Origin of the sequence: Nocardiopsis sp. CA-288880 (assembly GCF_050955985.1) — a bacterium.
GTDB classification, from domain to species: Bacteria; Actinomycetota; Actinomycetes; order Streptosporangiales; family Streptosporangiaceae; genus Nocardiopsis; species Nocardiopsis tropica.
In genome coordinates this window covers 517,439-539,957 of record NZ_CP192105.1, presented here as the reverse complement: position 1 = coordinate 539,957, position 22,519 = coordinate 517,439, and the positions used below count along the sequence as shown (strand labels likewise).

Sequence of the window (22,519 nt, the reverse complement as noted above, 5' to 3'; positions counted from 1 at the left end):
ACTGGGGGTCGTACTACAGGCCGTCGTACCCCCACGTTAAATCCTCGTCTCCTGCGGGACAAGGGATTGCGCCCGCCGATTCCGGGCCCGGGGCCCTGCGCCGGAGGGGCGCGGGACCGCCCCGGGGCTCCGCCGTCCCGGCCGGAGTGAGGCGGATCGCGTTCACGGAGACCCTGGTCAGGGGCCCGGGTCCGGTATCGGGCGCCGATGTGGCGGGTGGGACGGACCGCCGCGGGGGCGCGTCCGCGCCGGACGCCGGTCGCGCGGGGCGGTCCGGCGGGAGGCGGGTCGCGCGGGGCTTCCGGGGTTCGAGGGGCGATCGGTGCGATACTGCCCCTCCGCACCGGAAGGAAGCACCATGGGCTCCCCAGAGCGCTACCGCGTCGACCTCGTCCGCGGCGACATCACCGAGCAGGCCGTCGACGCGGTCGTCAACGCCGCCAACAGCTCCCTCCTGGGCGGCGGAGGGGTGGACGGTGCCATTCACCGCAGGGGAGGGGCGGCGATCCTGGAGGAGTGCCGCGCGCTGCGCGCCGGACACTACGGGGGCGGCCTGCCCGTCGGGCGGGCGGTGGCGACCACCGCGGGCAGGCTGCCCGCGCGGTGGGTGATCCACACCGTGGGACCGGTGTACAGCTCCACCGAGGACCGGAGCGCGCTGCTGGCCTCCTGCTACGGCGAATCCCTGCGGGTCGCCCACGAGCTGGGGGCGGAGTCGGTCGCGTTCCCCGCGATCTCCACCGGCGTCTACCGCTGGCCGATGGACGACGCGGCGCGCGTGGCGGCGCACGCGATCCGCACCGCGCGGCCGCGTGTGCCGGAGATCCGGATGGTGCTGTTCGACGACGCGGCGCTGGCGGCCTTCCGGTCGGCCTTCGACGCGTCCTGACCGTCGCGGTCCGCAGTCGGATCCGCCCGGGGTCAGTGGCCGGGGTCGGCGATCGGCGGCGGATAGCCCTCCGGGGGCGTCTCCTCCCTCCACGGGGTGTGGGCCCGCTTCCCCGGCAGATCGGCGAGCTCGGGCAGGTAGCGGCGGACGTACACACCGTCGGGGTCGAAGCGCCTCGCCTGGCGGAGCGGGTTGAACGACCGGTTCGGCCGGGTGTCGTTGCCCGTTCCGGCCACCCACTGCCAGTTCCCGTAGTTGTCCGCCACGTCCCCGTCGAGGAGGTTCTCGAAGAAGTGGTCGGCCCCCTCCCTCCAGTGCACGCGCAGCGTCCGGGTGAGGAAGGCGGCCGTGATCATGCGGGCCCTGTTGTGGACGAACCCCTCGCGGAGCAGCTGGCGCATGCCCGCGTCGACGATCGGCACCCCGGTGCGGCCCTCCTTCCACGCCGCGAGGGCGTCGGGGTCGCGCCGCCACTCCTTGCCCCGCGGCCGGTAGTCGCGGACGTTCACGGCGGGGAAGGCCGCAGTGACCTGGTGGTGGAAGTCGCGCCATGCGAGCTGGCGGACGAACTCCGGCCCCCCGGGGCGCCCGTCCGCGGCCAGCGCGGTCTCCAGCGGTGACAGGCAGCCGAGGCGCAGGTCCGCGGACAGGCGGGAGGTGGCGTCGCCGGCGAGGTCGTCGTGGCGGTCGGGGTAGTCGGCCAGGCCGTGCCGCGTCCAGGCGGCCAGCCGCTTGCGGGCCGCGCGCTCACCGCCCTCGGGCAGGTCCTCCGCCAGGGCGCCCCTGCCCCGGCCGTCGTCCCCGGGCAGGCGGCCGGTCCGCACGCCCCTCGGCAGGGCCACCCGGTCCGGCGCGGGGAGCGGTTCGCGCCACGTGTGCGCCTCCCAGGCCCGCCAGTAGGGGGTGAACACCTTGTAGTGGTCCCCGCCCGCCGGGGCGACCTCCCCGGGCGGGACCACGGTCAGGCCGGGGAAGCACTCCACGGCCAGGCCCGCCGCGCGCAGGCGGCCGACCCTGCGCGCGGCGAGGGCGGTGACCCCGGCGGTCGTGTGGACGGTGTCCGCGCCGACGGCCCCCGCCAGGGCGCGGACCTCCTCGGCGGTGTCCCCCCGCAGGACCACCAGGTCGCCGCCGCGCTCGCGGAGGCCGGCGCGCAGGGACGCGAGCGCGTCGGCCAGGTGCGCGACCCGGTTGCGGGCGGAGCGGTCCGCGACGGCGGGGTCGAGCACGAACACCGGGACGACGGTCCGGGTGCGTTCGAGCGCGGCCGTGAGCGCGGGGTGGTCGCGGACGCGGAGGTCCTGGGTGAACAGGACGAGTGTCGGGGCGGACAAGCGGCGCTCCTTGCCTTGTTCGTGCGGAACACTACTCAGCGTGTTCACACGGATACCCTAGAGCCGCGGAACGCCCCGGGAGAATACCGGTGGCGGTTCTCCGGAACGGGTAGGGATGACCCATGACGACACGCCTTCCACCTGCACAGACCACCGCGGAGACCCCGACGCGTCCGCTGGTCGGGGTGTCCAGCTGCCTGTTGGGGGCGCCGGTCCGCTACAACGGGGGGCACTCGCGCTCGCGCTTCCTCACCGACGAGCTCGACCGGCACGTCGGCTGGCTCCCCGTCTGCCCGGAGGCCGAGATCGGCCTGGGCGTCCCGCGCCCGACACTGCGCCTCCAGCGGCGGGACGGGGAGGACCGGGTGGTCTCCAGCAAGACCGGGGCCGACGTCTCGGAGGAGCTCGCGCGGACCGCCGACCGGCACCTCGCCCAGCTGCGCCGCCTGGACGGGTACGTCCTCAAGAACAAGTCGCCCAGCTGCGGGCTGTACGCGCTCCCGGTGTTCGACGACGACGGCGGCCGCGTGGACGGCAAGGGGCGGGGCGCCTTCGCCCGCAGGCTGACCGAGCTGCTGCCGTCCCTCCCCGTGGAGGAGCAGGGGCGCCTGTCCGACCCGGTCCTGCGCGAGCTGTTCGCCCAGCGCGTGTTCGCGCACGCGAGGCTGCGGACGCTCTGGGAGTCTCCGTGGCGGCCCCGCGACCTGGTGGAACTGCACACACGGCACAAGTTGCAGCTGATGTCCCACTCCCCCGAGGGCTACCGCGAGACGGGGCGGATCGTCGCCCGCGCCGGCACCGCCGACCGGGAGGAGACGGTCGCCGCGTACACCGAGGCCTTCCACCGGACGATGGCGGTCGTGCCGAGCCGGGGCAGGCACGTCAACGCCCTCCAGCACGCCTTCGGGATGCTGAGCCCCCTCCTGGACGACTCCCGCAGGCACGACCTGCTCGAGGCGATCCAGGACTACCGGAGGGAACAGGCGCCGCTGAGCGTCCCGGTGGCGCTGCTGCGCCACCACTGCGCGGGGGAGGACGTCGCGTGGGTCAGGGACCAGACGTACCTGCGCCCCTACCCCGACGACCTCCGGCTCCGGCACGCCATCGCGGTCTGAGCGGCCGGTCCGGCCTACGGGCCGAAGCTCTGCGGCGGGCCCGGGACCGGTGCGCAGGCGGCCTCCCCGGGCGGCCCCTTCCGTGCGGATGACCCCGCACCGCCCCCTCCGGGACGGCGCCGGGGCCCGTTCCTCTCGCCGACCGCCGGGCCCGGAGGGGCGGGCGGCGCCGGGTCCGCTCCGGCGGCCGGCCGCGACGGCCGTCCCCCGCCCGGGGAGGGCTGTGTCCGCGGCCGGACCGGCCGCCGCTCACGCCTCCCCGCCGCACGCGGTATGACGGTGGCCACAGTCCGCCCCGGCCGGGAGCGCGGCTCCGGCGCGCGCGGGCGCGGCTTTCCCACCACGGCGGACCTCCCGGCTGCGGGCCGGTCCGCTACACCGTGGATGCCGAACGGTCAATAGCAGGCCCCTCGGACAATCCGGGCGGGAACAGTGTGTACCTTCGTCGCTGTTGACGACAGCGGCTGTATACGCGATCTGAAGGGACCCACCGGTGTCTGGAATCGTTCCCGTGGGAGAACAGGCGGCGGTCCCTTCCCGAGTCGCGACCGTCAGTCTGCACACCTCTCCGCTCGACCAGCCGGGCACCGGCGACGCCGGAGGGATGAACGTCTACGTGGTCGAGGTGGCCCGCCGGATGGCCGAACGCGGCGTGGCCGTCGACGTCTTCACCCGCGCGACCGAACGCGACATGCCCCCGGTCGTGGAGCTCGCCCCGGGCGTGAACGTGCGGCACATACCCGCCGGGCCCTACGGCCGCCTGGACAAGAACACCCTCGCCGAGCACCTGTGCCCGTTCATCTTCGGCCTGCTGCGCGCCGAGGCCCAGGGCGACCCCGGCCACTACGACCTCGTGCACGGCCACTACTGGCTCTCCGGCCGCGCCGGTGTGGTGGCCGCCCGCCGCTGGGGCGTGCCGATGGTCCAGTCGATGCACACCATGGCACGGGTGAAGAACGCCGCCCTGGCGGAGGGGGACGTGCCCGAGCCCGAGATGCGCGTGCGCGGCGAGGACCAGCTGGTCCACCAGGCCGACCGGCTGATCGCCAACACCGAGGACGAGGCCCGCCAGCTCCGCGAGCACTACGGCGCGCGCGACGGCCAGATCAGCGTGATCCCGCCCGGGGTGGACCTGGAGGTGTTCAGCCCCGGTTCGCGCCGGGACGCGCTGACCCGCATCGGCCTCCCGCAGGACACCGAGCTGCTGCTCTTCGTGGGCCGCGTGCAGCGGCTGAAGGCCCCGGACGTGCTGATCCGCGCGGCGGCGGACCTCCTGCGGCGCGACCCCTCCCTGCGGTCGCGGCTGGTGGTGGGCGTGGTCGGCGGCCTGTCGGGCGGCGGGATGCGCGAGCCCCGGATGCTCACCGACCTGGCCCGGTCCCTGGGCGTGGCGGACGTGGTGCGGATCGAGCCGCCGCAGTCCCGGGAGCGGCTGGCCGACCACTACCGTGCGGCCGCGGTGACCGTGGTGCCGTCCTACTCCGAGTCGTTCGGCCTGGTGGCGGTGGAGTCCCAGGCGTGCGGCACCCCGGTCCTCGCGGCGCGCGTGGGAGGGCTGACCACGGCCGTGGCGGACGGGGTGTCCGGGGTCCTGGTGGACGGGCACGACCCGGCGGACTACGCGGCCCAGCTGCACAGGATGATCAGCGAACCGGCCTGGCGTGCCAAGCTGGCGTTGGCGGCGCCCGAGCACGCCGCCACCCTGGGCTGGTCGCGAACGGTGGACGAACTGCTGGACGTGTACAGCGCGAGCATCAGCCCGCCCGCGCTGCCACTGGCCGCGAACAGGTGACCGAGTGAGGGAGGCGTACCAGGTGGGTACCGATGGGGCGCGCGAGGCCGCGGTCGCGGCGATCACCGCCGCGGTGACCGAGTCGGGGCTGGAGGCGGAGTGCCCGCGCGAGGGGTCGTTCCTCGTCACGCTCCCGGGCAGGGCCAAGCTCAAGACCCTCGTGTGGCTGGAGACCGGTCCGCACAGCCTCACCCTCACCTCGTTCTTCTGCCGGCAGCCGGACGAGAACCACGCCGACTTCTACCTGTGGCTGATGCGCAAGAACTCCGACATGTACGGGATGGCGTTCGCCGCGGACGAGGCCGGCGACGTCTACCTCCGCGGCCGCCTCCCGCTGGAGGGCGTCACCCCCGACGAGGTCGACCGCCTGCTCGGGTGCGTGCTCACCTACTCGGACGAGAACTTCAACGGGGCCCTGGAGCGCGGGTTCGCGTCGGCGATCCGCAGGGAGTGGAAGTGGCGCGCCGAACGGGGCCACGACATGCGCAACCTGCGGGCGTTCGCGCACCTGGCCGAACCCGTGGACGGCCTGTAGGGCGGCCCGGCCCCGCGCCGCCGGGTCCCGCGTCCCGCACGGGGCGCCTCCGGCCGCGCCGTCCGGGCCGGGCGCCGCCTTACCCGCAGGCAGCGCCGCCGCGGCCCCCAGGTGGCGGGTGGGCGACCGGGCCCGGTCGCCGGGTGGCTAGGCTTGCCCCCATGGGAACTCTGGTACTTCTGCGACACGGTGAGAGCGTCTGGAACGCGAAGGGCCTGTTCACCGGCTGGGTGGACGTCGACCTTTCCGCGACGGGCGAGGACGAGGCCCGCCGGGGCGGGGAGCTGCTCAAGGACGCCGGGGTGAGGCCGGACGTCCTGCACACCTCCCTCCTCAAGCGCGCCATCCGCACGGCGAACCTCGCCCTGGAGACCGCCGACCTGCACTGGCTGCCCGTCGAGCGCAGCTGGCGCCTCAACGAGCGCCACTACGGCGCCCTCCAGGGCAAGGACAAGGCGCAGACGCGCGAGGAGTACGGCGACGAGCAGTTCATGATCTGGCGCCGCTCCTACGACACCCCTCCGCCGCCCATCGCGGACGACGACCCCTACTCGCAGGCCGGTGACGCCCGCTACGCCCAGCTCCCGCCGGAGCTGCTGCCGCGCACGGAATGCCTCAAGGACGTCCTGGACCGCGCCCTGCCGTACTGGTACGACTCCATCGTCCCGGACCTCTCCGCGGGGAAGACCGTGCTGGTCGCGGCGCACGGCAACTCGCTGCGCGCGCTGGTCAAGCACCTGGACGGCGTCAGCGACGCCGACATCGCCGGGCTGAACATCCCGACGGGCATCCCGCTGGTCTACGACCTGGACGACTCCTTCGAGCCGACCAACCCGGGCGGCACCTACCTCGACCCCGAGGCCGCCAAGGCCGCCATCGAGGCCGTCGCCAACCAGGGCAAGAAGTAGCGCCCGCCCCGCCTTCCCGTGCCCGTGCCGCCACCGGCGGCGCGGGCACGGCCGCGTCCGGACCCGGTCAGTACACGAGGGCCTGCGCGCCGTCCTGGACCGCCTCCTCCACGAAGGAGGGGGCCCCCGCGATGCGCACGCCGTCCAGGAGGTCGCCGGGGGCGAGCTCCCGCCGGGCCGCGCACTGCGTGCACACGGTGACCCGGCCCGCGGCGAGCACCGCGTCGAGGAGGTCCTTCAGGGGAGCGGCGTGCGGGAGGGAGAACTCCTCCGCCCGGCCGGGGACGGCGAACCACGCGGACTCACCGGTCAGCCAGAGGGAGACGCCGACCCCGCTGGCCAGGGCCGCGGCGGCGACCGTGAACGCCTGGTTGCACCGCTCGGGGTCGTCCTCACCGGCGGTGACCTTGATCACCAAGGAACGAGACATGGTCGTCAGCCTACTCACAGGGCCGTGAGGGTCAGGACCGCCCCCGCCACAGCGCAGAAACCGAAGGCCGCGGTGAGGACCATCGCCTCCGTCCTGCGCGGCGACACACGCACCGGCTGCTCGTCCACACCGTGCTCGATGGTGATCGATCCGTCCTCGGGCGCGGTCAGGAGCACGCGTCCGTCCCGCACCCGGAGCTGCCCGGTGACGCGCACGCGGGCCCCGGGCCGGATCACCCACTCCCGGTACTCGAACTCGATGGTCTCCCCCCGGAAGACGCCCGAGATCCGCCCCCGCACGCGGGGCAGCAGGTCGTCGGCGGGCGAGGCCACGCCGGGCTGGGGGCGGCCGACCAGGCGCTTCAGGCAGAGTTCGGCGCCCTTGGGCGAGGTGTCGCCCGGGACGACGAAGACGCGGTCGGCGTCGCCCCCGCGTCCCTCGGCGACCAGACCGAACAGGTCGTCGGAGCCGTAGTCGGCGATGGAGTCGCAGGCCCGTTCGCGGACCGCGCCCTCGGCCCGGTCGCGGTTGAGCGGCCAGTAGTGGCGGAGCACCTCGTGGCCGTGCCACACGCACTCCACGCCCGCGAGACCGGAGGTGATGGGACCGTCCGGCCCCGGCGCGGCCACTCCGGTCAGCGTGACCCTCCGGCCCTCCTGGGCGGTGAGGGCGCCCGGCCTGAGCTGGGCGAGTCCGCGCTGCCGGAGCCAGCGCCGGAGGGCGAGAACGGTCAGCGGGAGGAGGACCACCGCGGCCACGAGCAGCGCCGAACCGATCACCAGTAACACAGGCCGCCCCTTATGGAAGTGCGTCGGAGGTCTTCGTCGGCGGTTGGCGTAACACCCCGTGGCCACACCGCGTTGCTGACAATCTTTACCAGTTCTCCGGGAAAGCGGGGCCAATTGGGCATGTCCGGACCACGGCACGGGAGTGGCCGGAGCCGCCGCCCGCACGGCAGTGGTCACCGCCACTCGTCCGCCGCCGCTACGCTCTGGTGTCATGGACGCTGAGGCACATCCCGATCTGGCGAAACTGTCCTTCCTGATCGGTCACTGGGAGGGCGTCGGCGTCGCCGGTTACGCCGACGTGGAAGAGTTCCAGTTCGGACAGGAGATCGAGTTCACACACACGGCCGGTCTTCCGTACCTCGTCTTCACCAGCAGGGCCTGGCGGATGGGCGCGGACGGCAAGCCGGGCGAGCTCGTCGCCGAGGAGTCGGGGTACTGGCGCGCGCGCCCGGACTCCGAGGCCGGGAAGGGCGGGGACGGCGAGCAGGTCGTGCACCTGGAGGCGCTGATCTCGCACCCCGAGGGCTTCACCGAGGTCTATCTGGGCAACGTGTTCGCGAACCGGGTGGAGATGCACACCGACGCGGTGGTGCACACCGAGACCGGCATCGACGCGACGGCCTCGCACAGGCTCTACGGCCTGTTCGGCGACGAGCGGGACACGCTGGGGTACGCCTGGGACCTGGCGGCGCGCGGCCACAGCCTGCGCTCGTACATGTCGGCGCAGCTCAAGCGGACCGGCTCCGGCAAGTAGGGGCGGGGTCCGGGCAAGGACAGACCCCGGGCTGGTTCCCGCCGCGGGGGCGGGGCCGGTCGGACGAGTCCGGCAGCCCGGGGTCCGGGTGTCCGTCTGGGATTCGCTGCGGGCGACGCCGCGCGAACGCGAGCGTCGCCCTAGCGGACGGCCACCTCGCCAGTCCTGAGATCAATCACTCTCAGACCACCTCCTTTCTTGCGTGACACCGACGATACGTCCCGCGGCGGACCCGGGGCAAATGTTTTTCCTGTGCGCGAAATCGCAGGTCAGAGCGGTGTTTTCGGACTCTTTACGGGGCGGCTAGTCTCGGCTGTATGACTTCGCCGCTGATGAGCACACCGGGCGCCGTGGGCGCCGAGTCCCCCGACTCCGGGGTCGCCGCGCACTACGGCGACCCGGCCCACGAGGGGCGTGCCATGGAACGTTCGAGCGCGTGGGTCGACCGGAGCAACCGGGGCGTGGTCCGGGTCGGCGGCCCGGACCGCCTGGGGTGGCTGAACGACCTCACGAGCCAGTCGACCAAGGGCCTGGCCCCGGGAACCGCCACCGAGGCCCTGATCCTGGACACCCGGGGCCACCTCCGCCACCACCTGTCCCTCGTGGACGACGGCGAGGCCGTCTGGATCCACACGGAGCCCGGCGGCGGGGCCCCGCTGGCCGCGTTCCTGGACTCCATGAGGTTCATGCTGCGCGTCGAGGTGGAGGACCTCGGCGACTCCCGCGCGGTCCTGACCGTGCTCGGCCCGGACCGCGCGAAGGCCGTCGAGGCCGCCTCGCTCGGCGACGTGCCCGTGCGCGCGGCGGAGGACGGCACCGACCTGTTCCTTCCTGTCGAGCGCCTCTCCGCGGCCGCCGAGGCCCTGACGGCCGCCGGGGCGCGTCCCGCGGGGATGTGGGCGTACGAGGCGCAGCGGATCGCCGGGCACCGGGTGCGCCCCGGACTGGACACCGACGACCGCACCATCCCGCACGAGGTGGACTGGGTGGGCAGGGCCGTCCATCTGGAGAAGGGCTGCTACCCGGGTCAGGAGACGGTCGCCCGGGTGCACAACCTGGGCCGGCCCCCGCGCCGGCTGGTGATGCTGCACCTGGACGGCACCGCGGAGCGCCTGCCCGAGGTGGGCAGCCCGATCGAGCTGGAGGGCCGCCCCGTCGGCCGGGTGGGCACCTCGGCCCGGCACCACGAACTGGGACCGATCGCCCTCGGCGTGCTCAAGCGCTCCGCACCCGTGGACGCCGACCTGGTGGTGGAGGGCATCGCCGCCGGGCAGGAGGTCGTGGTGGACCCGGACACCGGGGCCAACGCCCAGATCACCCTCCGCAGGCGCCCCCGCTAGGGCGTGTTCCGTGGATGCTGTCCGTCGCGAGCGGCGCATCCGGTGCGTTCATCGCAAGGCCGAAGAAGGAGTCAGGGCGGGGTCCTGTCGACAGATGAGAACGCCGCGAGGGACGTGCCGGGGCGACGCGCAGCAGGGCGGGGGTCCGCGGAACACGCCCTAGCCGTCGGCTCCGGCGGTGCCCGGCCGCGCCGACGGCGCTCGCGTGCGGCGCGGCCGGTCGACCGTCAGTTCGGGCTGAGCCTGACCTCCCCGTTGATCAGGACCGAAGAGAGCTCGGTCCCGGCGGGGACCAGGAACAGGATGTGGGTGGTGACCGTCTCCCCCGGGGCGAGGTCGTCCCAGAAGTAGTCGTGGGCGACCGTGTACTCGGCCCCGGAGTCGTTCGTGTACTCGCTCCCGTCGGTGGCCGTCCCGAGCGACCCGACCGGGTCGAAGGCCGCCGGCGCGGATCCCGCGTTGGTCACGTCGAGGCGGAGGATGAAGTACTCCCAGCCCTCGGGCGCGGTGTCGTGCATGCCCATGCCGTCCGTGATGGTCGCGTCGGTGTAGGCCGTCTCCACCGTGACCGCGAACTCCCCGACCGCGACGGAGACGCCGTCGTACGACCCGGGCGGCACGGACCCGGTCCCGCCGCCGGTCTCCGGCTCTGCGGTCTCCGGCTCGGCCGTCTCGGGCTCGGCGGTCTCCGGCTCCTCGGGTGCGGCCGTACCGGGCCCGGGCGGCTCCGCGGTCCCGGGGTCGCCCTCCTCGGGCGCGCGGCCGGGGGACGGGCCGGCCCCCGGTCCGGGTTCCTCCTCGCCGACGGTGACCCGGACGTCGGGGGACGGGACGCTGTTCAGGGAGACGACGGTCCCCACGCACCCTGCCGCCGCCAGGAAGACCGCCACCGGGACGGCAAGCGCCCGCACGACGGAACCCCGCCCGGACGGTGACGGCCGTCGATCATTGGTACCCATACACATGTGACGCAGATCACTTGCCCGACATTCCGGAGTTGTGACCTCTTTGCCCGGTGGGCCCTGCCGCCCGTCCCGGGCCGCCCCGTCCCGGGCCGGCGGCCTGTACGGGCCGCGTCCGCACAGGCCCCCGGCGGCCTCCCGCCCGGGGCTCCCGTGCCGGTCAGACCGTGAGGACGATCTTCCCCCGGGTCCGGCCGGCCTGGCTCAGGCGCCAGGCGTCGGCCGCCTCCGCCAGCGGGAACGCGCGCTCGACGTGCACGGAGACCTTGCCGTCGTCGATGAGACGGGACAGCTCGACGAGATCGGCGGAGTCGGGGCGCACCCACACGTAGTGGCCGCCCCTCTCCAGGACGCCGGCGTCCGCGACGGAGGCGACCCGCCCCGGGCTCCCGACCAGCGGAAGGGACTGCTCGGCCGCCCCGCCGCCGACGAAGTCCAGCACGGCGTCGACGCCCCCGGGCGCCAGGGCCCGGACCCGGTCGGCCAGGCCGTCGCCGTAGACGACGGGCTCGGCCCCCAGGGAGCGCAGGTAGTCGTGGTTGCGCTCGCTGGCGGTGCCGATGACGCGGGCGCCCCGCGCCACCGCGATCTGGACGCCGAACGACCCCACGCCGCCGGCGGCGGCGTGGACGAGCACCGTGTCACCGGCTCCCACGCCGACGCGCCTCGATGCCTGGTAGGCGGTCAGGCCCGCGAGCGGGACCCCCGCGGACTCCTCCCAGCCCAGCGACACCGGCTTGGGGGCGAGCATGCGCACGCTCGCCGAGACCAGCTCGGCGTAGGTGCCGTTCTTCGCCCAGTCCTTGCGGAGGTACCCGTAGACCTCGTCCCCGATCCCGTACTCGGTCGAGTCGAACCCGACCGCCTCGACGACGCCCGCGACGTCCCACCCCGGGATCAGCGGGAAACCCGCCTCCATGACAGGGTCGAGTCCTCCGGCCGCGAGCTTCCAGTCGACCGGGTTCACCCCCGCCGCCTTCACGCGGATCAGGACCTCCCCCGGCGCCACCTTGGGCTCGGGGAGCTCCACGAGGGCCAGGTCGTCAGCGGAACCGTACTGGTGCAGTGCCATTGCCTTCATGCCCAGGGCAGCGCTGTGGGGCGCCTGTTCATTCCACGGGCCCCGCGGCCGCACGGGCGGCCCGGGCCCCGCACGCGCCCGGCCGGTGCGGGCGGCACACCGGCGCGGACGCGGGCGGGGCCCGGCGGACAGGGAGTGGTTCCGTGTCCGCAGGGCCCCGCGGCCGTGCTCCGTGCGCGGCGCTACTGGCGCAGCGCCGCGGCCAGGCGCTCGTCGTGCAGCCGCTCGCCCCAGGACGGCGCGAGCGGGGCCAGCCGGCCCACGCGCCAGCGCAGCAGCAGGTCGGCCAGCTGCGGGTTGCGGGGCAGTGCGGGTCCGTGCAGGTACGTGCCCAGCACCTGGCCCTGGTAGGCGCCCTCGGTGCGGTCGTCGTTGCCGATGCCCCGGACCGTGGTGGACAGCGGGCGGGCCGAGGGGCCGATGGCCGTGCGGCCCTGGTGGTTCTCGAAGCCGGTGATCCGTCCGACGCCCAGGGAGGGCTCGACGTCGGCGACGATCTCGCCGACCGCGCGCGTCTGGCCGCGGCCGCTGCGGATGTCGAGGATGCCCACGCCCGGCAGCGGGTTGGCCTCGTCGTCGCCGTAGGTCTCGCCGATGATCTGGTACCCGGCGCACACCGCGAAGACGCACGCGCCGCGGGCGGCGGCGCGGGCCAGCCCGCCGTCGGCGCGCAGGCGCTCGGCCGCGAGGATCTGCGGCCGGTCCTCGCCGCCGCCGAGCAGGTAGATGTCCCCCTGCTCGGGCACCGAGTCGCTGGAGTGGACGTGCACGATCTCGGTCGGGATGCCCCGCAGTTCGGCCCGGCGCTTGAGGATGAGGACGTTGCCCTGGTCGCCGTAGGTGCTCAGGAGGTCGGGGTAGATCCACACGATCCGCAACGCACTGGTGTTCGTCATGACTCTCCCCTACTGGACGCGGCCGTACGCCGTGCGGATCTGCTGGAAGGCGGTGTAGTTGGCGATGAGGTCGACCTTGGTGATGTCGGGCTGCTCGGCCTTGAGGCGGCCCAGCACCTCGTCCACGCGGTCGGCGATCTCGAACCGGACCCCGTCGGTCTCCAGGCGCAGGGCCAGGTCGGTGCGGCGCTCGCCCATGACGAACACGCGGCGGTCGCGCAGGACCGTGTAGTCGACGTCCCACAGCCAGGACGTGTCCTTGCCGTCGGGGATCTGGGCGTTGACCGCGAGGATCACCGGCGTCCGGGGCGGGTCCAGCACGGCGAACGACTCCAGCCACCCGGCGGGGTTCTTGGAGAGCAGCAGCCGGACCTCGACGCCCATGGTCACCACGGACGTGTAGCGGCCCGCGACGGAGGTGACCTCGCGCAGGCGCTCCACGGTGCGCTCCGGGTGGATGCCGTACCCGGCGGCGGTCGCGGCGGCGATAGCCGCGTTGGCCCGGTTGGCGTCCCCGGGCAGGTTCATGCGCAGCTTGATCCGCTGACCCTCGGGCGTGACCAGGGTGTCGGTCTCGTTCTCGACCGCCCAGCTCGTCCGGGGCCGCGCCAGACCGCACTCGGGGCACTCCCAGTGCGGGTCGACCTCGCGCCGGAGGTGGCCGCCGCACTCGGGGCAGCACCAGGAGTCCTCCTTCCAGCGCTGGCCGGCGGAGACCCAGGTGGCGTTGGGAGCGCCCAGGCCCGCCCAGGCGACGAGGGGGTCGTCGGCGTTGGCGATGACGTGCGCGTTGCTCTTGCCCAGGGCGGTGCGCCACTTCTTGGCGAGCAGGTTGATCTCCGAGGCGCGGTCCATCTGGTCGCGGCTCAGGTTCATGAGGACCACGAACGCCGGCTGGGTGGCGAGCAGCACCTGCGGGAGGTACTTCTCGTCGACCTCCAGCACGCCGTTGACGGCCGAGCGGTTGTCGGACAGCGCCGTGATGTGCCCGGTGGGCATGTTGGCGCCGTACTCGTTGGTGGCCACGTCGCCGAACTCGCGCAGGGCCTGCGCGATGAGCCTGGTGGTGGTGGTCTTGCCGTTCGTGGCGCTGACCAGGGCGAGCCTGCGGCCCCGGGCGAGCTTGGCGAGCAGGTCGGGTTCGACCTTGAGCGCCACCCTGCCACCGATGACGGAGCCGTCTCCCCGCCCGGTGGCACGGGACAGGCTGGCTGCGCTCCTTCCCAGAACCGATGCCAGTTGGGCGCGCAAGGGAAGCTCGCTCATCTACTCTCCAGAATTGCTGGATCACCCGCGCCGTTCGCTCCTGGGAGGCGGCGGGCGATGTGTCGGGCCAAGCTTATTGTCCACCTGGGATCAGACCCGCCAGTCCAGCCTCTCCGGCGGCGGCCCCAGGTTGGGCGGTACCTGCCCCCGGGACTCGCCCGCTCCCGCGGGAGCCGTCGATCCGTCGGGGACCGCGGTGCCGTCGGGTGTGTCGGAGGCGGCGCCGGAGGCGTCGGCGCGGGGGCGGCCGCCCTCGGCGTACCGTCCCCTCCTGCCCCGGCGGCTGTCGGCCGCCCCGGTGCCGCGTACGGCCGGCGGCGTGGTGCTGGAGTTCTGGGAGTCGTCCACGGTGGCCAGTGTGGCTGTGGACAGGGTGAGGATACCCGGGTTGGTGTCCGCGAGGACAGGGCCGTCGGCGGTCAGGACCACCGCGGCGGTGGGGGGCAGCCCGCGGAGCGCCCCGGCGTCGAACAGGCTGACGCGGACGGAGGCGTCCTCTTCCTCCCCGTCGGCGCCGGGTGCGTCGATTCCCGCCGCCTGGGCGGTGGCACGACCCCATGACGTGGCGGATCTCACATGACGAACCAGGTCCAAGGGGGCGATAGCGGCGGCGGCGTTGCGGATGACCGCTCCGGACTCGGTGTGGGGGGAGGCGAAGAACCGGTCGTCGGCCTCGATCTCGTCCTCGGGCCCCTCCTCCGCGCCGGGGGGCGGGCCGCCCGCCGCCTCGCCGACCGCCTCGGTCAGGCGGTGCAGTCTCATCCGCGCGGGATCGTGCGGGCCCGGGGCCGCGGCCACCGCCCGCTCGACGGTCTCCGCCGACTCCCCGTGCTGGCGCATCACCACCGGAAGGCAGGCGGGGTCCGCGAACCTGGCGAGGGCCGCGGGCGAGGGCGTGCGGAACATCAGGACGACCTCCACCCCGCTGTCGGCCCCGGCGGAGAGGACCTGGTCGACCTCCTCCGGGGGGAGCGTCTCGGCGCCGCAGACCACGACGGTCCGCGTGCGGTCCGGCCGGCGGCCCCGCCCGCCGCCGGGGGGCGGGGCCGCCCCCTCCAGGAGCTCGCTGAGCGCGGAGACGGCGTAGGTCCCGTACACGCGGGCCGCGGCACGGCCGGAGGCCCGGTCGGTGGAGATGATCTTGACCTGCGCGTACTCGCCGTCGTCCGCCCGGGTGCCGACGGCCTCGAAGGGGCTGAGTCGGCGTTCGAGCTCCCAGGCCCGCTCACGGACGTCGGGACGGTCCGCGCAGCGCTCGCGCACCCGGACGCGCTGGTCGGGGGTGAGCAGGGCGAGTGCGGGATCGTCCTCGGCCGCGTCCTCCACAGGGGTGATGAGGGCGCGCAGGCCGCCGATGAGCTCGGCGATGCCGACGCGCGGACCCAGGACCTCCAGCAGGCGCAGGATCAGGGTCTCGTCGGCGTCGGCGTCGTCCGCCTCGCCGGACGCTGCGGCGACGGCGGACAGGATGCGCGCCCGCTGGCCCGCGTCCAGGTTGGTGCCCAGCGTCATCCGGGGCAGGTCGGCGGGCAGCACCCAGCGGCGCGGGTCGACGGCGCAGCGTCGGGCGAGCCGGACGAGCTCCCGGGCCACGGAGCGCCCGGTGAGGTCGACGACGGTGAGGTCGCCCCCCTCCCGGAGCCGGGAGACGCCGACGGTGGCGAGCAGAGCCGACCACCCCGCCTCCGTGCCGCCGACCACGACGACGGCTCCGGTGTCGGCGGGGACGGTCACCCCGTACCAGCGGGGCTGGGCCTCGTAGGCCCGGGAGGCCGCCTGCCACTCGGTGTACCGGCGGGCGTGGTCGCGCTGCTGCCGGTGCAGCACCCGCTCGCGCTCGTCGCGCTCGGCCGCCAGCCGCTCACGGGCCCTCTCCAGCCGCTCCGCGACGACCTGCCGGCTCTGGACCAGGGCGAAGACGACGGGGGCCGCGACGGCGGCGCACGCGAACACGCCGCCGAGGGCGAAGCTGCCGGGGAGGATGCGCAGGCTCCACAGCAGCGGGCACAGCAGGGCGAACAGGCCGAGCCCGCCCAGGGCGTAGTAGAGGGGGCGGTTGGTCTGGGCCTCGCTGTCGCGCTGGGCGGCGATCCACTCCTCGCTGACGCTCTCGGAGTCGGCGGGCACGGGCCTGCGGGGTGCCGGTCCCGGAGGCGGGAGGAGCACCGCGTGGCGCCAGCCGACGTAGGTCCGCCCGGCCTCTCCTCTGGCCGTGCCGCCGGTTCGGGGGTCGGGCACCGTCCTCACACCTCCTGACCGGCCGCTGGGGAGGGAGCGGCCGGGGTCGTTCACGCGGGACCCCGGCGGTGGCCGGAGCGTGGGCCCGATGCTGCCAGCTGCCCGGCGTGCTTGTCACGGTCCCACCGCGGTCGACACGCTGTCGGACGCCGGTACCGGCCGGGCGGCCGGCCGGGCTCCGCGCTCCCTCCAGTGAAGCAGGGCCCTGAACGGCCTGCCAGACCAGGACGCGCCCTGTGGACGAACGCGCGACCGCGCCCCGCCGCGGGACGGCCCCGCAGCCCCCGGACCGGTCGGCCCGGCCGTCCCCGGCGCCCGCCTCCCGACAGCGCGGAGCGCCGGTCCCGGACGGTCTCCCGTCGGTACCGGCGCTCCGCGCCCGAACTGTCGTGTCGGCCGTGGGTCAGGCCTGGACCTGGAGGTCGATGACCTTGCCCACCTCGGCCCGCACCGGGTACTCGCCGGTGAAGCCCTTGGACGCCAGGACGCGGACCTTCCAGTCGCCGTCGGCGGCGAAGAAGCGGAAGGTCCCCTCGTCCCCGGTGGCCACCTCGCCGACGAAGTCGTCGGAGGCGTTGAGCAGACGGGCGTAGGCGCCGCGCAGCGGCTCGCCGTCACGCGTCACCGTGCCCTGGATGACCGCCTGGTTTCCCGCGTCGACGTCGGCGAGGGCGACCCCGCCGACCGGCGCTCCGCAGCTGTCGCTCACTTGGCCTCCGCCTCTCCCAGCTCGACGGGCACGCCCACCAGGGACCCGTACTCGGTCCAGGAGCCGTCGTAGTTCTTGACGTTCTCCAGGCCCACGATCTCGTGCAGGGCGAACCAGGTGTGCGAGGAGCGCTCGCCGATGCGGCAGTAGGCGATGATGTCCTTGTCCAGGTCCACGCCGGCCCCGGTGTACAGCTCCCGCAGCTCCTCGGCGCTCTTGAACGTGCCGTCCTCGTTGGCGGTCTTGGCCCACGGGATGTTGCGCGCGGTCGGGATGTGGCCGGGGCGCTGCGAGGTCTCCTGCGGCAGGTGCGCGGGGGCGAGCAGCTTCCCGGTGAACTCGTCGGGCGAGCGGACGTCGACCAGGTCCTTGGTGCCGATGGCCTCGACGACCTCGTCGCGGAAGGCGCGGATCGAGGTGTCCTGCTCCTTGGCGGTGTACTCGGTGGCGGCGCGCTCGGGCACCTCCTCCACCAGCTCGCGGGAGTCCAGCTCCCACTTCTTGCGCCCGCCGTCGAGCAGGCGGACGGCGTCGTGGCCGTACAGCTTGAAGTACCAGTAGGCGTAGGCCGCGAACCAGTTGTTGTTGCCGCCGTACAGGATCACCTGGTCGTCGTTGCCGATGCCCTTGGCGGACAGCAGCTTCTCGAACCCGGTCCGGTCCACGAAGTCGCGGCGGACAGGGTCCTGGAGGTCCGTCTTCCAGTCGATCTTGACGGCGCCGCGGATGTGTCCCTTGTCGTAGGCGGACGTGTCCTCGTCGACCTCGACGAGGACCACGTTGTCATCGTCCAGGTGAGCCTCCACCCAGTCGGCGTCCACGAGGACGTCGGAGCGGCTCATAGGGAACCTCCTGTGTTTCTTGTGCGGTGTCGCGTGTGCGGTCGGTGCTCCCGGGGTGCTGCCGTCCCGGGACGCGTGGGGTCGAGCCGTCCTGCCCGACGCCGTGCGGCGGAGGGCGAGAGGGTGCGTCCCGCAGCCGTGGCGGAGGCCGGAGGGCCTACGGGCAGGGCTGCGAGTGGTGCGGGGGCGGACGCGGCGATACCGGGCCGCTCCGTGCCCGCCGGGCGACCGGCGGGTCCGGGAACGGCGGAGGCGTGTCCTGCTCCCTGTGCGGACCATGGCGACCGGCCGCCCTCCGGTCCGGCCGGTGGGCCGGAGCGGGGGCGTACGGAGGCGGGGAACGGCAGGCCGGGGGGCGGGTGAGCCGCCCCGGCGACCACCGCGAACGCGAGGACCGGCGCCCGGAGGCCGTGGACCCCGGGGTACGCGGCGGCGGCCGTCACGGGTGCGGTCGGGACAGCGGGTGAGCACTGCCCGCGAGGGTCGGCCTGCATGGTGTGTCGTCCCCTGCTGCGTACACGGTGGAAGGCCAGTCGCACGGAGGGAGCGGGGGTCGGGAAGCCCGTCCGCCCTAGGGACACAGACAGAGCGCGGCGGCGACGCGGCAGAAGTCCACTGCCCGTCGCTTCGTCAGATACGCGCTCGTCAAGGAAGTCACGTTCTAGACGCTACAGTCCCCGTGACGCGTTTGTCACGCGTGGGGTAGATCACAGGAGGGCGGTCCGCGCCGGGGCGCACGGGGGCCGCCCGCTCAGCGGACGGCCCGGCCGAGCGCGGCGATGACGTCCGCCTTGCGCGGCTGGCCGCCGGCCCGGCGCACGATCCGGCCCCCGGCGTCGAGGACGAGGACCGTGGGGGTGCCCGCGACGTCGAGCCTGCGGACGAGGTCGAGCCGGGACTCGGCGTCGATCTCCACGTGGGCGACGCCGTCGACCATCCCGGCGACCTCGCCGAGGACCCGCCGGGTGGCGCGGCAGGGCTGGCAGAAGGCGCTGGAGAACTGGACGAGCGTGGCCCGCTCGCCCAGCTCGGCGCCGATCTCGTCGGAGGTCAGCGCTTCGGCCGTCCCGGGCCGCACCGCGGCGGGCCGGTCCCCCGGCGTGCCCTCGCCCCGTGTCGTCACCGCTCCGTCCTCCTCCTGGTGTGCCGTCGGCGCACCCCGCGCCGTGCGTTCCCGGCGGCTCCCGGATCCCCGCCGCCGGGTGCGGTCCGTCAGGCCGCGTCGGCCCCCATCAGGGGGACGTCGGAACCGGTGCCGGTGATCCGCAGCCCGGTGGAGGTGGGCTCCATGTCGGTGACGGCCAGGCCGAAGGGGAGGGCGGGCGCCTGCGCGCTGAAGGTGAGGGAACCGGAGACCAGGCCGCTGACGTCGCCCGGGACGCCGTCGACCTGGATGTCGTCGGGGGTGAAGGACAGCGTGTCGCCGTCCACGCCGAACTCCCCGCCCGCGTTGACCGAGGTGCTCAGACCGAGCTCCGGGAGGGCGAGCTCACCGGTGATCCGGGGCTGCCCGTTCTCCGTCGCGATGGTGATGCCCTCGGGCAGGTAGGCGTTGAAGTAGGAGTAGGGGACGACGGCCGAGCCGTCCAGCTGTCCCGCGACCACGCTGGGCTGGTCGAGCATGTCCGCCAGGGGCGCCCGCACGTCGGCGGCGGTCGCGTCGATCTGCTCGAGGGTGACGCCGTTGAGGGTGGCGGTGTCGGCGGTGATGCGGATCTCGGAGTACTCGCCCCCGAACACCTGCGGCAGGAACGCCCAGCCCTCGATCTCGACGGTCGGCTCCTCCGCCATCTGGAGCTGCTGTGCGAGCTGGCGCGCCACGGCGCTCTGCGCGAAGCTGCGTCCCCCGACGTCGGCCGCCACCACGAGGGCGACCAGGAGGATCAGGAGGACGACAAGAAATTTACGCATCGGGAATCCCAGCACACTTTCTTTCGCTCCGGCGCGCCTCTCGGCTGGGCTGTCCGGCCGGTCTCGGTCACACGCCATCGGTGCCCGACGGGCACCGGTCAGGAGAAACCTGTAGGGAAGGGTACTTCACCCGGGGTTGGACGCCGGGGCCCCTCGACCGGTTCGGCGTTCCGGGGAGAAGACACCGGTTCGAGACCTCCCCTGGTGGGGTCCAGGGGCCGCACCGCGGTCCGCCCTTGCCATGCGGGCCTTGAAGGCGCAGGTCAGCGGGGCATCAGCAGGCCGGCGAGGCCGTCGCTGGCCGAGGCGCCCGCCAGGGAGAGTTCGATCACGTTGGTGGCGACGACGTGGTTCGCGCCGATCCGGGCGAACTCCACGACGTGCGGCTGCTGCTCGTGCTCCTCCTGCGCCAGCTCGTCCCGGTAGATCGCGTAGACGATGCGCTGCGAGGGCGCGCTGGGAACCGTGTGGCAGGCGAACAGCAGGGTGTCCGGCTCGCGCTCGGCGACCTGGGCGACGACGGCGTCGGCGAGGCGGTCGAAGCCCGGGCCCTGGTCGTCGGCGAGCGTGTAGATCGTGATGACGCCGCGCAGCTTGGCGGGCGGGGCCTGCCGGACCGGCGGACCGTCGTAGTAGTCGTCGTAGGGGTCGGCGTTGCGACGCTTGCGGCGCACGGGCTCCTCCGGGAGTTCGTCTTCGGTGTCCTCGGCCACGTCGTCGTAGTCGTCGTAGTAGTCGTCATCGTCGTAGGGGTCGCGGCGGGGGCGCGCGACCATCGCGGCGGCGCACCACAGGGCCGCGACCGCGCCGAGCATCAGCAGGGGCCCGACGAGGCCGAGCCCGAACCGGCCGACCAGCACCGAGAGCACCGTGGCGAGGGAGACCAGGCCGAGCACCGCCAGGTCGGCGTTGCGGTGGGCGGAGGCGCGCCTGGCCACCGCGACGACCGCGGTGACCAGCAGGACGGCGGCGACGACCTGCGTGACGTTGACGAGCGAGCGCGGGATGAGGTCGTAGTGGTCGCCCAGGGCGGGGAAGGTGTCGCCGAACCGGGTGCTCACCCGGTCGACGGACAGCACCACCAGGGGAACGATGGTGAACGCGCTCAGCAGCAGCCGCGAGGTGAACACGCCGCGGGGCGACCGGACGCCGTACTCGAAGGCGCCCCAGGCCATGTAGAGCGGCCCGAGGAGGCTGATACCGATCTGGAGCAGCCGGAAGGTGAGTTCGCCGAAGTCGAACATCGCCCCGATCACGGCCGCGCTGAGGCCCACCGTCATCCCCAGTGCCGCGACGAGCCACCCGATCGCGGCCACACCGGGACGGCGTTGGGCGTACGCGGCGAGCGCGGCGGTGGCGCTCCAGCCCACCAACGCGCTTATGAATGCCAGTCCTACCGTCACCATCCCGACAATGATGCTGCACTCCAACGGGTGGATGTGCACTTTGACCAGAATGACGGGGGCAGTTTCGGGGAAGATCCCGCAGAGTGGGGCCCACAACAGGGATTTACACTGTGAGCTTCATCACCTGGTTTGTCACCGCATCCCAGCGGCCCCGCACGACCCGCGGGGGGTCGTAGGCTCGCACTACGCGGGGCTCGCCACTCCGACAGCGGAGGGCCGCCTCCCCCACCCAAGCCAGGAGAGAACCGTGTCATACGACGCCGTGTCCCCGACTCCGGTCGGTCCGGGGGCCGCCTTCTTCGACGTGGACAACACCCTGATGCGGGGCGCCTCGATCTACCACTTCGCCCGGGGCCTGGCGGCCCGCGACCTGTTCACCACGCGCGACCTGATGCGTTTCGCGTGGGGGCAGACGGTCTTCAGGGTCACCGGGAGCGAACAGCCCGAGCACATCAACGCCGCGCGCGAGGCCGCCCTGGCGTTCGTCGCCGGCCACGACCTGGCCGACCTGGTCACCCTGTGCGAGGAGATCTACGACGACACCATGGCCGACCGGATCTGGGAGGGCACGCGCGCGCTGGTGCAGCGGCACCTCGACGCCGGCGAACCGGTGTGGCTGGTCACCGCCACCCCGGTCGAACTCGCGCAGATCATCGGGCGGCGGCTCGGCCTGACCGGTGCCCTCGGCACCGAGGCGGAGAGCGTCGACGGCGTGTACACGGGACGGCTCAACGGGGACCTCCTGCACGGGCCCGCCAAGGCCGTGGCGGTGCGCGCGCTCGCCCGCAAGGAGGGCTGGGACCTGGCCGCGTGCTCGGCCTACAGCGACTCCTCCAACGACCTGCCGCTGCTGTCCCTCGTGGGACGGCCCCACGCGGTCAACCCCGACGGGGACCTGCGCCGGTACGCGCGCACGCACGGTTGGCCGGTCCACGACTTCCGGCGGCACCGGGCCGCGCTGAAGGTGGCGGTCCCCGCGGCGGTGGCGGGCGCGGTGGCGGGCGCGGTCGCCATGCGCGCGGTCAGACAGCGCAGAGCGGTCTGAGGCGGAGCGGGAGGCTCGCGGCCGGGCAGGGCCGCGCGCCACGGCCCCCGGAGGCGTCCACGGCGGCCTGCGGACGGCGGGCACGGGCCGGGGCGAAGAGCGCGGGGACCGCGGTCGGGGCACGCGGACGACGACCGGGACGGGCCGGGGCGACGGCGCGGGGACCGCGGCGGCACGCACCGCGCGGCGGGGCCGCGGGCGGGGAACCGCTCGGGGCCGGACGGCGGGGGTCGGCGGCTCCCGTGCGGGAGGGGCGCGCGGACGCCGCGGGAGAGGGG

At 74.1% G+C, this 22,519-nt stretch carries 22 protein-coding genes; 8 read left to right on the top strand and 14 right to left on the bottom strand.

The genetic code is table 11. The features are described 5' to 3' along the window. Positions 1-358 precede the first annotated feature (358 nt). Positions 359-889 (top strand): O-acetyl-ADP-ribose deacetylase, encoded by a 531-nt coding sequence (locus ACQPYD_RS02425; protein ID WP_433699585.1) that lies wholly within the window; start codon positions 359-361, stop codon positions 887-889. Positions 890-921: 32 nt separating this feature from the next. On the opposite strand, the gene ACQPYD_RS02420 is transcribed toward ACQPYD_RS02425, so the two are convergent. Then, entirely contained in the window at positions 922-2,223 is a 1,302-nt protein-coding gene (locus ACQPYD_RS02420) for a cryptochrome/photolyase family protein (RefSeq protein WP_433699584.1), read from the bottom strand. 122 nt (positions 2,224-2,345) lie between these two features. On the opposite strand from ACQPYD_RS02420, the gene ACQPYD_RS02415 reads away from it, so the two are divergent. The 4 genes from ACQPYD_RS02415 to ACQPYD_RS02400 all read left to right on the top strand — a co-directional run bounded on the left by ACQPYD_RS02415 (position 2,346) and on the right by ACQPYD_RS02400 (position 6,573). Further along, the gene (locus ACQPYD_RS02415; protein WP_433699583.1) at positions 2,346-3,338 is read left to right on the top strand and encodes a YbgA family protein; all 993 of its coding nucleotides are present in this window, start codon (positions 2,346-2,348) and stop codon (positions 3,336-3,338) included. A 493-nt stretch (positions 3,339-3,831) separates the two neighbouring features. Continuing rightward, positions 3,832-5,130 carry a D-inositol-3-phosphate glycosyltransferase gene (gene mshA, locus ACQPYD_RS02410; RefSeq protein ID WP_267947793.1) on the top strand — a complete coding sequence of 433 codons (1,299 nt, stop codon included), beginning with the start codon at positions 3,832-3,834 and terminating at the stop codon, positions 5,128-5,130. A 22-nt stretch (positions 5,131-5,152) separates the two neighbouring features. Then, on the top strand, positions 5,153-5,665 hold the full coding sequence (locus ACQPYD_RS02405) for a YbjN domain-containing protein (RefSeq protein ID WP_433699582.1): 513 nt from the start codon (positions 5,153-5,155) through the stop codon (positions 5,663-5,665). A 161-nt stretch (positions 5,666-5,826) separates the two neighbouring features. Then, a complete protein-coding gene (locus ACQPYD_RS02400) occupies positions 5,827-6,573 on the top strand; it encodes a phosphoglyceromutase (protein ID WP_433699581.1) in 747 nt (248 codons plus the stop codon). A gap of 67 nt (positions 6,574-6,640) precedes the next feature. Here ACQPYD_RS02400 and ACQPYD_RS02395 read toward each other — a convergent pair whose 3' ends face one another. Both ACQPYD_RS02395 and ACQPYD_RS02390 read right to left on the bottom strand, forming a co-directional pair. After that, on the bottom strand, positions 6,641-7,003 hold the full coding sequence (locus ACQPYD_RS02395; RefSeq protein ID WP_267947790.1) for a DsrE family protein: 363 nt from the start codon (positions 7,001-7,003) through the stop codon (positions 6,641-6,643). A 14-nt stretch (positions 7,004-7,017) separates the two neighbouring features. Beyond that, positions 7,018-7,791: a GIDE domain-containing protein gene (locus tag ACQPYD_RS02390; RefSeq protein ID WP_433699580.1), complete on the bottom strand. Its 774-nt coding sequence runs from the start codon at positions 7,789-7,791 to the stop codon at positions 7,018-7,020. Positions 7,792-8,002: 211 nt separating this feature from the next. On the opposite strand from ACQPYD_RS02390, the gene ACQPYD_RS02385 reads away from it, so the two are divergent. Both ACQPYD_RS02385 and ACQPYD_RS02380 read left to right on the top strand, forming a co-directional pair. After that, complete coding sequence (locus ACQPYD_RS02385) at positions 8,003-8,545, top strand: FABP family protein (protein ID WP_433699579.1); 543 nt, start codon at positions 8,003-8,005, stop codon at positions 8,543-8,545. Between the two features lie 317 nt (positions 8,546-8,862). Then, a complete protein-coding gene (locus ACQPYD_RS02380) occupies positions 8,863-9,885 on the top strand; it encodes a YgfZ/GcvT domain-containing protein (RefSeq protein WP_267947787.1) in 1,023 nt (340 codons plus the stop codon). Positions 9,886-10,112: 227 nt separating this feature from the next. Here ACQPYD_RS02380 and ACQPYD_RS02375 read toward each other — a convergent pair whose 3' ends face one another. The 11 genes from ACQPYD_RS02375 to ACQPYD_RS02325 all read right to left on the bottom strand — a co-directional run bounded on the left by ACQPYD_RS02375 (position 10,113) and on the right by ACQPYD_RS02325 (position 21,196). After that, the gene (locus ACQPYD_RS02375) at positions 10,113-10,796 is read right to left on the bottom strand and encodes a DUF4352 domain-containing protein (RefSeq protein ID WP_433699578.1); all 684 of its coding nucleotides are present in this window, start codon (positions 10,794-10,796) and stop codon (positions 10,113-10,115) included. A 211-nt stretch (positions 10,797-11,007) separates the two neighbouring features. Continuing rightward, positions 11,008-11,928 carry an NADP-dependent oxidoreductase gene (locus tag ACQPYD_RS02370; protein WP_433699577.1) on the bottom strand — a complete coding sequence of 307 codons (921 nt, stop codon included), beginning with the start codon at positions 11,926-11,928 and terminating at the stop codon, positions 11,008-11,010. A gap of 182 nt (positions 11,929-12,110) precedes the next feature. Further along, positions 12,111-12,824 carry a type 1 glutamine amidotransferase gene (locus ACQPYD_RS02365; protein ID WP_433699576.1) on the bottom strand — a complete coding sequence of 238 codons (714 nt, stop codon included), beginning with the start codon at positions 12,822-12,824 and terminating at the stop codon, positions 12,111-12,113. Positions 12,825-12,833: 9 nt separating this feature from the next. Continuing rightward, positions 12,834-14,090 (bottom strand): MurT ligase domain-containing protein, encoded by a 1,257-nt coding sequence (locus ACQPYD_RS02360; RefSeq protein WP_433699575.1) that lies wholly within the window; start codon positions 14,088-14,090, stop codon positions 12,834-12,836. Positions 14,091-14,180: 90 nt separating this feature from the next. Beyond that, a complete protein-coding gene (locus ACQPYD_RS02355) occupies positions 14,181-16,328 on the bottom strand; it encodes a hypothetical protein (RefSeq protein ID WP_433699574.1) in 2,148 nt (715 codons plus the stop codon). A 403-nt stretch (positions 16,329-16,731) separates the two neighbouring features. Continuing rightward, positions 16,732-17,037 carry a DUF1416 domain-containing protein gene (locus ACQPYD_RS02350; protein ID WP_330093153.1) on the bottom strand — a complete coding sequence of 102 codons (306 nt, stop codon included), beginning with the start codon at positions 17,035-17,037 and terminating at the stop codon, positions 16,732-16,734. Further along, on the bottom strand, positions 17,034-17,879 hold the full coding sequence (locus ACQPYD_RS02345) for a sulfurtransferase (RefSeq protein ID WP_267947781.1): 846 nt from the start codon (positions 17,877-17,879) through the stop codon (positions 17,034-17,036). The genes ACQPYD_RS02350 and ACQPYD_RS02345 overlap by 4 nt, the downstream gene beginning before the upstream one ends. A 571-nt stretch (positions 17,880-18,450) precedes the next feature. Then, the gene (locus ACQPYD_RS02340) at positions 18,451-18,495 is read right to left on the bottom strand and encodes a hypothetical protein (RefSeq protein ID WP_433701923.1); all 45 of its coding nucleotides are present in this window, start codon (positions 18,493-18,495) and stop codon (positions 18,451-18,453) included. A gap of 135 nt (positions 18,496-18,630) precedes the next feature. After that, the gene (locus ACQPYD_RS02335; protein WP_433701922.1) at positions 18,631-18,957 is read right to left on the bottom strand and encodes a TlpA family protein disulfide reductase; all 327 of its coding nucleotides are present in this window, start codon (positions 18,955-18,957) and stop codon (positions 18,631-18,633) included. Positions 18,958-19,091: 134 nt separating this feature from the next. Then, positions 19,092-19,790, bottom strand: a complete 699-nt coding sequence (locus ACQPYD_RS02330; protein ID WP_433699573.1) for an LmeA family phospholipid-binding protein — start codon at positions 19,788-19,790, stop codon at positions 19,092-19,094. 263 nt (positions 19,791-20,053) lie between these two features. Next, positions 20,054-21,196 (bottom strand): putative quinol monooxygenase, encoded by a 1,143-nt coding sequence (locus ACQPYD_RS02325; RefSeq protein WP_433699572.1) that lies wholly within the window; start codon positions 21,194-21,196, stop codon positions 20,054-20,056. A gap of 247 nt (positions 21,197-21,443) precedes the next feature. Between ACQPYD_RS02325 and ACQPYD_RS02320 the strand changes: the two genes are divergently transcribed. Further along, the gene (locus tag ACQPYD_RS02320; RefSeq protein ID WP_267947778.1) at positions 21,444-22,241 is read left to right on the top strand and encodes an HAD family hydrolase; all 798 of its coding nucleotides are present in this window, start codon (positions 21,444-21,446) and stop codon (positions 22,239-22,241) included. The last annotated feature ends 278 nt before the right edge of the window (positions 22,242-22,519 follow it).